This is a genomic window from Kitasatospora sp. NPDC094019 (assembly GCF_044764505.1).
GTDB lineage: Bacteria > Actinomycetota > Actinomycetes > Streptomycetales > Streptomycetaceae > Kitasatospora.
Genome location: NZ_JBIWIF010000014.1, coordinates 130,262 through 141,811, shown reverse-complemented (window position 1 = coordinate 141,811; position 11,550 = coordinate 130,262). Strand labels below are relative to the sequence as shown.

Genomic DNA, 11,550 nt, shown 5'->3' with positions numbered 1-11,550 from the left:
CGCCGGGACGCCGTTCCAGGAGCCTTGATCGGGATTTATGCCAGGGGGGGCGAATTCAGTGGTCCTTCTCGACGACCCGCTTGATCCGCTCCAGCGTCACCCCGAGGTCGGCCGCGACCTTCTCGCCCCACTCGGCGAAGAAGCGGCGCTTCGCGTCCGCGTCCATATCGGCGGTGATGCCCCGGATCCCCTCGGTGGCGGTGCCCATCCGGAAGTGGTGCACCAGCACGCTGCCGTCCGCGTCCGGACCCGGGCCGGGGGCCACGTCGAAGGCCCAGACGCTGTCCTGGGCGTGCCCGGCGGTGTCCCGCATGGCCCAGCGGAAGGTCCGGCCGGGCTCGGCCGCGACCACCTCGGCGTGGGTGAACCAGACGCCGCGGACCACCGGCGCCCAGGCGACCACGTCCGGGCTGCGCAGGTTCTCGCCGCGGAACACCGAACCGACCTCGGCGGGCGCGCCGGAGACCCAGCTGCCGCCCTGGCATTCCGGGCTCCACTCGCCGCAGCGCGGGAGGTCGCTGATCACCGAATAGATCTCGTCGGGGGTGGCGGAAATCCGGATCTCGGCCCGGGAACGGAAAAGCGGGGCGTTTTCTGCGGTGTTTTCTCCCATGGCCGGAATCCTGGGCGGCGGCCGGCGGGAGGGTCAAAGGCGTGCCGACGGGTCCGTCAAGTCCGGCCGTGGACCTGACACACCGCGCCCGGAACCGGTTCGGGGGCTACCCGCCGGGTGCTAGGGCGCGTCTTCGAACCCCCGCCCCGCAGGCGCGGGTTCGAAGACGCGCCCCAGGGCCCGTTCTCCTGCCCTCGGCTCTGTCCCCGCTCCGGTCGCCCGCCCTGGTCCCCGTCCGCCCCTGTGTCAGAGGTCGAGACCGAAGTGCAGCGCGGTGACCGCCATCCGGTGGGCGTGGTAGAAGCGGTGCGCGCCGTGGTTGGCCGTGCCCGAGTCCAGCTCGATCCGGACGCAGCCCGCCGCGGCGGCCCGCTCCCCGAGCACCGCGAACAGCCGCCCGCCGACCCCGGCCGAGCGGGCCGGGGGCGCGGTCACCAGGTCGTCGACGAAGAACAGCCGCCCCCGGCTGGTGGCCAGCACCCGGTGCGAGGCCACCGCCAGGCAGCGCCCGCGTCCGTCGTACGCGGCGGTGAACACCAGCCCCTGGGCGTGCGCCTCGGCCGCGAAGGCGGCGAAGCCGGCCGCCCCGAGCGCCGGACGCAGCGTCAGCAGCAGCGGCGCGACGTCCCGCAGCAGCGCGGGTCCGTCCGGCCCGACGTCCACGAAGGTGAGTTCCATCTCCGGTCCCCCCGACAGGTCGTGGTGGTCGTGGTGGTGGCGGCGCCGCGGCCCGCGCGGTCCGGCTAGCGCGGAACGGCGTACACCGCGAGGAACGCCGCCACGCCGTGGTCCACGACCTCGGCGATCCGCTCGGCCGACATCGGCAGCGCGCCGTAGAAGGTGGGCTGGGCGACGGCGAGGAAGGTCAGCAGGTTGAGCATCCGGGCGGCCTCCTCCGGGTCCGGCACCACCAGCAGCCCGCGCTCGGCGAACTCGGTCATCCAGTGCGTCAGGACCCGGTGGGTCTCCCGGGGGCCGGCCTCCTGCCAGGCTTCCAGCAGCGCCGGGCGGATGTGCAGCGCCTCGGCCTCGATGGTGCGGACCAGCGCCCAGTGCTCGGCGAAGGTGGTGAGCGAGTCGACCCGCTCCAGGCCGAAGTCGACCAGGTCGGTGCGCAGGTCGACGATCTTCCGCAGGTGGCGGTCGGCGATCCGCGCCTGGGTGGCGGCGACCGAGGTGGCGCCCTCCAGGACCACCGACTGGAACAGCTGCTCCTTGTCGGCGAAGTGGTTGTAGATGGTGCGCTTGGAGACGCCGGCCTCGGCGGCGATGGCGTCCACGCTGGTGCGGGTGAATCCCTCCCGGCCGAACACGGTGCGCGCCGCGCGGGTGATCGCCACCCGCTTCTCCGGCATGCCGCGGTGCCCGGCGGCCGGTGCGGCGTCCGGGGCGGTCGCGTCCGGGGACACGGCCGGGGCGGTCGCGGCCGGGGCGGGGTGTTCGGTGGTCACGGGGAATTCCTCCTTGCAGTGCACTACATCGTGTAGTTTACGACATGCTTGACGTGAAGCGGACTTCAAGTCCTACGCTCGTCGGTACGTCCGGAAGTCCCAGGAGGGAAGCGTTCCATGGCCGTTCAGCTGAACCACACGATCGTCCCGGCACGGGACGACGAGGAGACCGCGCGCTTCCTGACCGAGATCCTCGGTCTGGTCGCCCCCGTGCGCAGCGAGCCCTTCCTCGTCGTCCGGCTCGCCAACGACGTCGCGATGGACGTCATGCGGATCGACGGACCGGTCCCCACCGGGCACTACGCCTTCCTGGTCGGGGACGAGGAGTTCGACGAGATCCTCGGCCGGGTCCAGGCGCGCGGGATCACCTACTGGGCCGACCCGTTCCACCGCCACGCCGGTCGCGTCAACGACTGGTTCGGCGGCCGCGGCGCCTACTTCGAGGACCCGAACGGGCACAACCTGGAGATCATGACCCGCGCCTCCGGCGACAGCCGGTAGCGCCCGCGAACGGCCGGCCGCGGCTCCGGGGGGAGGCCGCGGCCGGGCCCGCGCGCGTGGCGGGGCGCGGCCCGCTCCGCAGGCGTGACGGGGTGTCAGGAGCCGTTCGCCGGCGACCTGACAGAGATCGGATACGGACGGGATTGCTCCGCCCCCGCGCGGGTTAGCCTCCCGGCATGATCGAGACCAAAGGGCCGGTGCACCGGCCGGGAGACGACGAGTACGACGCCCGACGGACCGGCTACAACCTCGCGCTGGACCACCGCCCGGCGCTGGTGGTGTCCGCCGCCGACACCGGCGACGTGATCGCCGCCGTCCGGTACGCCGCCGAGCACGGCCTCGCCGTCGCCGTCCGCGCCACCGGCCACGGCATCTCCGTCCCCACCGACGGCCAGCTGGTGATCGACACCTCCGCCCTGGACGAGGTCACCGTCGACCCCGCCGCCCGCACCGCCACCGTCGGGGCCGGCGTCCGCTGGCGCCAGGTGCTCGACGCCGCCGCACCGCACGGCCTCGCCCCGCTGAGCGGATCCAACCCCGACGTCGGCGCCGTCGGCTACACCCTCGGCGGTGGCATCGGCCTGCTCGGCCGCCGCCACGGCTTCGCCGCCGACCACGTCCGCCGCCTGGAGGTCGTCACCGCCGACGGCCGACTGCTCGACACCGGCCCCGGCACCGAACCCGACCTGTTCTGGGCCCTGCGCGGCGGCAAGGACAACTTCGGCATCGTCACCGCGATGGAGATCGACCTCGTCCCCTGCGCCGGCCTCTACGGCGGCGGCCTCTACTACCCCGCCGAAACCGCCGCCGCCGCGCTGCACGGCTGGGCCGAGTGGAGCCGGACCGTCCCCGAGGAACTCGCCACCTCGGCCCAGCTGATCCGCTACCCCGACATCGACGCCGTGCCGGAGCCGATCCGCGGCCGCTACGCCGCCGTCCTGCGGGTCGCCTGGAGCGGCCCGGCCGAACAGGGCGAGGAATGGGTCCGGCCGCTGCGCGCCTTCGGCACCCCGCTCCTCGACACCGTCCGCGAGCTGCCCTTCACCGAGGCCGGCACGATCCACCACGAGCCGCCGTTCGCGCACCCCGCGTACGACCGCAACACCGCCCTGCGCGAGTTCACCGGCGAGACCGCGGACGCCGTCCTGGAACTCGCCGGACCGGAGACCGACAGCCCGCTGATCGTCGAGTTCCGGCTCCAGGGCGGGGCGTACTCGCGCGAGCCCGCCGTCCCGAACGCCGTCGGCGGCCGGGACGCCGGCTACCTGGCCTTCTCCACCAGCATGATCGGCCCGGTCCCGCTGGACGGGCTGCGCACCGCGCACGCCGCCCTGCACGAGCGGCTCCGCCCGTGGTCCACCGGCGGCGCGCTCGCCAACTTCTTCGGCCTGGACGACGCCGACCCGGCCGTCGTGCGCACCGCCTACCCGGAGCCCGTGCACCGGCGGCTCACCGAGCTCAAGGCGGTGTACGACCCGGGGAACCTCTTCCGGCTCAACTTCAACATCCCGCCCGCCGGCTGACCCGCCCGCTCGCCGACCCGCTCGGTCCTCCAGCCTTCTGACCTCCTCGTCTGCCCGTTCGGACTGTCCGCGCGGACCACTCCGCGGACCGCCCCGGCAACGGTTCGCGGCCGGGGCGGACTCTGGGAGGGCGAGGAGGTACTCATGGGAGCCAAGAAGGCCGAGCGGGATGCCGAGTTCAACGCGTTCGTGACCGGTGCCTGGCCACGTCTGATGCGAACGGCGTTCCTGCTGACCGGGGAGCGCTACCTCGCCGAGGACGTGGTGCAGACCGCGCTGGAGCGGACCTACGCCGCCTGGGGGAGGGTCACCAAGGCCGACGAGCCGTACGCCTACGTGCGCCGGATCGTCATCAACGAGCACGCCCGCCGCTTCCGGCGCCGGGTCCCGGAGCAGTTGGTCAACGCCGTTCCGGAACGGACCGGCCCGGACGGCTTCGCCCGGCTGGACGAGCGGGCCGCCCTGCTGGAGGCGCTCGGCACCCTGCCGCCGGGCCAGCGGCAGGCGGTGGTGCTGCGCTACTGGGAGGACCTGAGCGAGACCCAGGCGGCGGCCGCCATGGGCTGTTCGGTGGGCACGGTCAAGAGCCAGGCGTCGAAGGGCATCGCCAAGCTGCGCGAGCTCTCCTCACTCATCACCATGACGAGCATCGGAGGTGCGGCATGAACCGCGACGAGGCGCAGGCGACCGGGGCGGCGGGCAGCGAGGAGGTGGCCCGGGCCCTGGCCGGGCTGGCGGAGACGATGGAGACCGGCCCGGCCCCGTACGGGGCGGTGCTGGCCGGCGGCCGACGGCGGCTGGTCCGGCGGCGGACGTCCCTGGGCGGGGCGCTGGCGCTCGCCCTGGTCGCCGCCCTCGGCGGCGTGGCGGCGGTGAACGGCGGAGCCGGCGGGATCGGCCCGGCCGGCGGCAGGGCGGTGGTGGCGTCGAGCGTGGACGTGTCGACCGTGCTGACCCCGGCCGCCGGCGGGCCCGCCGCGACCCCGGGCACCCCCCGCGACCCGCTCGTCCCGACCCGGATCCAGGTCCTCGCCGGCACCAAGGACGGCAAGCCCTGGAGCGTCTGGGCGGCCCTGTGGCCCGCCCCCGGCAAGGAGCGGATCCGCGAGCAGGCCCGGCTGATCTGGCAGGAGGACGCCGACGCCGGCTCCCCCTGGCCCGCACCCACCGAGGAGTACGTCACCCGCTACGGGACGCCCGACGCGGACCACGTGGTCTTCTACTACATCCAGGACGGCAAGCGGCTCTCCCGCTCCGACGAGACCTTCGTCGCGCCGCCCGGAGCTCCGGTGGGCTTCTTCCACGGGGAGCCCGCGGCACCGGACAACTTCGCCCACTTCTGGTTCGGCGCCCAGGCCAAGAACGGCACCGAAGACCCGCTGTACACCGTTCCCAAGGTGGACATCGGCCTGGTTCCCCCGGGGGCCGCCCGGGCCGTCGTCGAGTGGGCCGACGGCGTCACCGCCGAGCCCGCCATCCTCTCCCTCGGCGACTCCGAGGCCCGCTGGATCGGCGCCGCCAAGCGCGGCGTCGCCGCCGACCTCCGTCTCTACGCGGCCGACGGCTCCCTGATCGGCACCAAGAAGGGCTGGGCGGAGAACTGACCTCCCCCTGACCCGGCCCCACCCCCACGGGAGCGGCCCCACCATCCCCACGACGCCGGCGCACAACCCCGGCGGAGCGTCCTCCCCCGAGGGCGCCGACCGTCCCGGCTGTGGCCCCACCCGCCGAGGGCTCCACCCGCCAGTGGAGCCCTCGCCGCCGTAGCCGCCCCGTCAGCACGGCAGCGGCTCACCCGTCACCACCTACGCGAAAGGCCCCCGGAGAGCGAACTCTCCGGGGGCTTTCCCACTGTGGCCAGGGCCGGGGTCGAACCGGCGACCTTCCGCTTTTCAGGCCAAGCCGGGGCGGTGAGATGCCCCAGTTTGGGTGATTCTGACGTCCACGGAAGGCTGCTTTCGGGTGCCATCGTTCGGGACGGTTGGCGTCAGCGTTGGCGTCAACCGGGACTTCACTGATGATCGCTCTGGCAGCTCCACCGTGAGTGCCCGCCAGCACCAGAACGCTGCCCGGAAGAGTTGAGTGTCAGCATCGCGCCTGCTACTCCACGATGTCGAGCGGCGGAAGCGTGTCGACGATCTTCATCGTCTCCAGGCTGACCGTGACGATGCGCTTGAGCAGGTCGATGATGTAGCGGGGGTCCTCGGACCAGACATTAGGGTCGCTGACAATGTCGGAGTCCTTGTCCGTCTTCAGCCAGTACCGATCCATGATCCACTCAATGGCAGAGCGGGCCCCGAGCTGGTACCGGTACGCCTCCTCCGGGATGTTGGTGAGCGTGATCCGAGGGTTGAAGACGATGGTCGTGCGGTCGAGCTGGCCCTTCGTCCTGGGGAACTTCATCTTCTTGCCGACGCGGTAGAGCTCGCTTGGCGGGGTAGTCGAGGTACCGCCGGTGACCTTCTCGACGATGCCGGGGTACGGCTTGGCCTGCTCGTAGCCGAGGTGGAGATCGGACAGGGCACGGCCCGCAGCGGCGAAAGCATGGAAGTCCTGCACCTTTGGGATACGAGGCAAGGACTTCTTCAGGTCGGCAGCGAACTGCTCTCGATACTGAGGCGAGTGCAGAAGGGCGTATGCGTAGAAGAAGATATCGTCCTTGTTGATCGTGGTGTCCGAGTAAGATTTCTGGTAGGCGGAGAGGGTCGCATCAGTGATGTTTTCGACCTGCTCATATCCGCCGCCGATTTCAGCCTCGGCGGCAGCGAACAAGTCATCGCCTTGCCCGAGCTCTCGGTACGTATAGCGGGCAAAGTGCGGGCCCATGCTGCGAGTTCCGACAGCATGCAAGTTCGGAATGTCATCGAACATGAGTACCGAGAACGGCTCATCCGCGCCAGGGCCGGTAATGTAGAAGCCGATGTTCTCGTGGTCGGCGCTGGGGAACAGTCGCGGCAGTTGGTATGTCATGTCGTTCAACCGCGAATGGAAATACAGCTTCTGCTTGGTAAAGGGACGGTAGGAGGATGTGACGACGCACGCCGCGTCAAAGACGTACTTCTGGCCCTTGGAAAGCCTTGTCTTATCTGCCCGGTTCCAGCTGATCTTCTTCGGATCGGTGTCGATCCACTGCTCGACATCCCGGACGCTGGGGGCGGTCAGGCCATGAGCCTGGCAGTGCTTCTTGAAGCCCTCAACCTGCTCGTTGTAGAAGTCGATCATCGACTCCATATTGGTGCGGACCGTCTCCTCGGAGAAGTTGTAGACCCAGGCATCACGGGCAGAGTTGAGACCGCTGGAGTAGGTGGCGAATACGGCGTTTGCGGCGAGTTTCTTGTCCTTGTCGCCGATGGCCTGGAACGTGGTGTAGTGCTCGGAACGCTGGTTGATCCAGTCGCCATCGGCATTGGGCATCAACAGTTGCCAGTCAATGGTGTCGAGGTGCTGGGATGCCAGGATGCGGAGCTTATCTTCGCGGCTGCGGTAGTCGCCGATGTCGCTGTAGTACAGCGCGCAGCCCGTCGCTGTAGTGGATGCCTTGGTGCCCTTGACCAGGATGAGGACGGCTACGGTGTTACGGCTGCCGGAGCCGAAGATCTTTCCTCCCTCCCGAGCGGACTGTTCGCCGGCGGTTCGCTGGTTCCCGCGCAGGTTGTAGCAGTAGATGGCATCGAACTCTTCGACCAGCGACTTGCGCAGCCCGTCTGCACTGGTGCCGTCGATGTAGCCGCCGTTGGAGACGAAGGCAACGATGCCCTCTTCCTGGATACGGTCCGAGGCCCAGCGGATGGCGCGGATATAGGAGTCGTAGAGCTTGTTCTTGTTGCCGACAGCCGACTTGGCGACGTAGGTCTCCGCGATGCGGCTGTCCAGCGCCTCGTATTTGAGGTTCTGGTTGTTGTCGTTGACGCTGTCCTGTCCAACCGAGTACGGCGGGTTGCCGACGACGACCGTGATCGGCTGGGCCTTCTGCTTCTTTGCTCGCTCGCTGTTGCCCTCGAGCACGTCCATGCCGTCGAGCTTCGCGGCGCCGCCCTCGGCGAGCTGGAAGGTATCAGTGAGGACGATGCCTTCGAACGGCTGATAGACGTCGCTGGCGCCAGTCAGTTCCTGGAAGGCCGCCTCGATGTTGACGGCGGCGATGTAGTAAGCGAGCAGCACGATCTCGTTGGCGTGCAGCTCGCTCGTGTACTTGCGCAGCAAGTCCTCGGGCTTGATCAGTCCGGACTGCAGCAGTCGCACCGGGAAGGTCCCCGTCCCCACAAATGGGTCGATAACGTGGACACCCTCGTCCGTGAGGGAGCGGCCGAAGTGCTTGGTCAGCGCCCGCTCGGTGGAGCGGATGATGAAGTCGACCACTTCGACGGGGGTGTAGACAATGCCAAGCGCGTCTGCGGTCTTCGGCAGGGCGGTCTTGAAGAACTTGTCGTAGAGCTCGACGATGACCTGCTGCCGACCGGCATGGTTGTCGATGCCCTCGGCGCGTACCCGCACCGACTCGTAGAAGCCTGCCAGGTCCTTGCTCTCCGCCTCCAACCCCTGGTCGTCGAGCTGGTCGAGCATCTTCTGCATGGCCTGCGAGACAGGGTTGTGCTCAGTGAACGCATAACTGCCGAACAGCGCGTCGAACACGGGCTTGGTGACGATGTGCTGGGCAAGCATGTCGATCGCATCGGACTCGGTGACACCGGGGTTTATCGTCGCCCGCAGTTCGTCGAGGAACTCCTCGAACGCGGCCCTCTTGTCACCGAGCTTCAGAGCAGCCTTGATCCGGGTGACGTGCGCCTGCGCGATCGACGCGACGTCCTTGGCCCACTTCTCCCAGTAGGTACGCTCGCCGACCTTCTCGACGATGCGGGCGTAGATGGCCTGGCGCCAGTCGTCGACCTTGAGCAGGGCCTCCTGGATGTACTGAGCCGCCTGGGCTTCCTGCTGCTGCGCGTTCTGGGCGTCCGCAGGAGTCGTGGATCCGTCTTGGTCGCCGATCTGCTCGTCGCCGGGGCCGACATGGCCGATGCCGATGTTCTGCGGCGCCTCCTGATTGAGCCTGATCTGGTTGACTGTCGCGTTGAACCGGTCATCGTGGGCGCGCAGAGCCTGGAGCACCTGCCACACGGTGCGGAAGCGCTGGTTGTCCGCCAGAGCCTTCTCCGGGGACGTACCGGCAGGGACGGCGACCGGCAGAATGATGTAGCCGTACTTCTTGCCGTTGGCCCGGCGCATGACGCGGCCAACCGACTGCACGACATCGACCACCGAGTTGCGCGGGTGCAGGAAGAGCACCGCATCGAGGTCGGGGACGTCGACTCCCTCGGAGAGACACCGCGCGTTGGACAGGATCCGGGCCTTGGCCGGCCCCGGGTCCTGCTTGAGCCAGTCCAGCTTCTGGTTGCGGCGCAGGGTATTGAAGGTGCCGTCGACATGGTCCACCTCGCAGTGGAGCACCTCGTCGTCCGCATCGTCGTAGGCTTCGACGATCGTGTTGAAGTTCTCGGCGATGAGCTTGGAATCGGCGATGGAGCGAGCGAAAGCGACAGCACGCTTCATCGGAGCTTCGTCGGTGCCGAAGCCGGTGCCGTCGGTGAAGGTACCGGTTCGCTTGGCCATGGCGTTCCAGCAGCCGATGATCTTCGCGGCGTCGTCCAGGTCCAGCTCGGAGGCGCCACCCGCGAAGCCTTCTTGAAGGGTCTTGGCGACGACACCCTCGTCGACCGTGAGGATCAGGACCTTGTAGTCCGTGAGCAGATTCTGCTCCACGGCCTTGCCGAAGCCGAGCCGGTGGAACTCCGGGCCATAGAGGTCTTCGCGGTCCATGGAGACGACAGCGGCGCTGGACTCCTTGGCCTGCTGCTGGGTCTCCTCGCTGTAGATGCGAGGGGTCGCTGTCATGTAAAGGCGGCGGTCGCTGCCCAGATACGTGTCGTCGTGGACGCGTACAAACGCCGACTCATCCGCGCCAGCGAGGGTGACTCCCGTGGTGCGGTGAGCTTCGTCGCAGAGGATCAGGTCGAACCTGCCGAGACCGTTCTTCTGTGCTTTGGCGATCGTGTCAATCGACTGGTAGGTCGAGAACACAACAGTCAGCCCTGGACCAGTCGCCACGCTGGCCATCTGCTTGGTCAGCTTACCGGGATCGGTCGTGGCCGGCAGCGCCAGGTCGTGGGTGGCCATGTCCACGTTGTCGTTGACGACCTGCTGCTTGCCGACCTTCGTGTCGGAGCAGACCGCGAAGGGACGCAGCGTGACCTCACTCTCCGAGGACCACTCACGGAGGGTCTGCGACAGCAAGGCGATCGAGGGAACCAGGAACAGTATGGTGCTGTGTTCGTGACCTGCTGCCGCCCGCTCCTGCTGCAGGCGCTCGGCGATCTTCAGGCTGGTGAAGGTCTTCCCCGTGCCGCAGGCCATGATCAGCCTGCCGCGATCCTTGCCAGTGAAGCCGGCGAACACGGCGTCGATTGCTTCCAGCTGATGCGGCCGCGGCGACTTCTTGTCGTGCAGCTTCAGGTCCGCAACGAAGGTCGGCCCGGAAGTTGGGAAGAACCAGTCGATCGGGCTTGCGGCAATATCGGACAGGCCGAGGCGAGTGACCGGAGGTTGCTGTCCCTTCATGGTTTCGTCTGCGTTGGGGCCCCACTTCTCAGTCGTCGAGATGATCATCCGACGGCTAAAGTCGCCCTTGCCCGAGGCTGAGAGAAACGAATCGATGTCCGGCTTCTGGACAGTGTGCTTGGGTTCGTAGAACTTGCACTGGATCGCACAGAAACCGCCGGTCTCCCGGTCTTGTGCGACGAGGTCGATGCCGAGGTCCTTCTTGTTCGACGCGGCTCCGGGCCAGTCCGCCCACAGCCAGACCTGGCTGAACTGCTCGTTCCACTGGGGATCGGTGCGTAGGAACTTGACCATGAGCTGCTCGAAGCGACTACCGAGCTCGTGGTTGTCCTTCGAGGTCTCGCGGATCGTCTTCAGGACCTCGTGCACCGTCGTTGCCACTGTTCTCCGCTTCCTCCGCTACCCGGAGGACGGCTGCACAGGCCATTGAGGCAGCCGTCCGTCTACGAGGAGAGACTAGCCGGGCCTGCCAAAACGATCTCGGGAAACGACTCAAGGCGGCCCTCGCGAGCTGGCGAGGCCAGGCCGGCAACGCGCAGACGATCACCCCTGCGTACGTGCCTGGCGGTGGCAGGTTGGCTCAGCGACTTGGTAGTGGAACCCGTGAGTGCCACAAAAGCGACCGGTCACACGAGTCGCCCCTACAAGGCGGTAGCCGCCCGCCTGGTCGCGTCAGCCCACGCACCGGCGAGCTGGGCGCGGAGGTGGGCCTGGCGGGCGTGGTGGTGCTGCCGCTCCAGCCGCCAGGCGCAGAGGTGGCAGGCCGCGAGTGTGACGGTCTCGCCTTCGACGGTGAGTGTGCCCAACTCGGCGACTTGGGTGACTTCCTCGCACTTGAAACAGAACCCGG

Annotated in this window: 9 protein-coding genes; 4 read left to right on the top strand and 5 right to left on the bottom strand. The window is 68.6% G+C overall.

The window, feature by feature from the left end; translation table 11 throughout:
• Positions 1-55 precede the first annotated feature (55 nt).
• From ACIQ9P_RS28055 to ACIQ9P_RS28045, 3 genes are all read right to left on the bottom strand, one after another.
• Positions 56-613: an SRPBCC family protein gene (locus ACIQ9P_RS28055; RefSeq protein ID WP_402361851.1), complete on the bottom strand. Its 558-nt coding sequence runs from the start codon at positions 611-613 to the stop codon at positions 56-58.
• A gap of 246 nt (positions 614-859) precedes the next feature.
• A complete protein-coding gene (locus ACIQ9P_RS28050) occupies positions 860-1,291 on the bottom strand; it encodes a GNAT family N-acetyltransferase (protein ID WP_402361848.1) in 432 nt (143 codons plus the stop codon).
• Between the two features lie 65 nt (positions 1,292-1,356).
• Positions 1,357-2,064 (bottom strand): TetR/AcrR family transcriptional regulator, encoded by a 708-nt coding sequence (locus tag ACIQ9P_RS28045; protein WP_402361844.1) that lies wholly within the window; start codon positions 2,062-2,064, stop codon positions 1,357-1,359.
• A gap of 117 nt (positions 2,065-2,181) precedes the next feature.
• Between ACIQ9P_RS28045 and ACIQ9P_RS28040 the strand changes: the two genes are divergently transcribed.
• From ACIQ9P_RS28040 to ACIQ9P_RS28025, 4 genes are all read left to right on the top strand, one after another.
• Entirely contained in the window at positions 2,182-2,565 is a 384-nt protein-coding gene (locus tag ACIQ9P_RS28040) for a VOC family protein (RefSeq protein ID WP_402361841.1), read from the top strand.
• Between the two features lie 176 nt (positions 2,566-2,741).
• Complete coding sequence (locus ACIQ9P_RS28035) at positions 2,742-4,088, top strand: FAD-binding oxidoreductase (protein WP_402361838.1); 1,347 nt, start codon at positions 2,742-2,744, stop codon at positions 4,086-4,088.
• 144 nt (positions 4,089-4,232) lie between these two features.
• The gene (locus tag ACIQ9P_RS28030; RefSeq protein WP_402361835.1) at positions 4,233-4,754 is read left to right on the top strand and encodes a SigE family RNA polymerase sigma factor; all 522 of its coding nucleotides are present in this window, start codon (positions 4,233-4,235) and stop codon (positions 4,752-4,754) included.
• Positions 4,751-5,692, top strand: a complete 942-nt coding sequence (locus ACIQ9P_RS28025) for a hypothetical protein (RefSeq protein ID WP_402361832.1) — start codon at positions 4,751-4,753, stop codon at positions 5,690-5,692. Before ACIQ9P_RS28030 ends, ACIQ9P_RS28025 begins: the two co-directional genes overlap by 4 nt.
• Before the next feature lie 496 nt (positions 5,693-6,188).
• On the opposite strand, the gene ACIQ9P_RS28020 is transcribed toward ACIQ9P_RS28025, so the two are convergent.
• Together ACIQ9P_RS28020 and ACIQ9P_RS28015 are read right to left on the bottom strand one after the other, a co-directional pair.
• Positions 6,189-11,081, bottom strand: coding sequence for a DEAD/DEAH box helicase (locus tag ACIQ9P_RS28020; RefSeq protein WP_402361829.1), 4,893 nt, complete (start codon positions 11,079-11,081; stop codon positions 6,189-6,191).
• A 260-nt stretch (positions 11,082-11,341) separates the two neighbouring features.
• On the bottom strand, positions 11,342-11,506 hold the full coding sequence (locus ACIQ9P_RS28015) for a hypothetical protein (protein ID WP_402361826.1): 165 nt from the start codon (positions 11,504-11,506) through the stop codon (positions 11,342-11,344).
• Between the last annotated feature and the right edge of the window lie 44 nt (positions 11,507-11,550).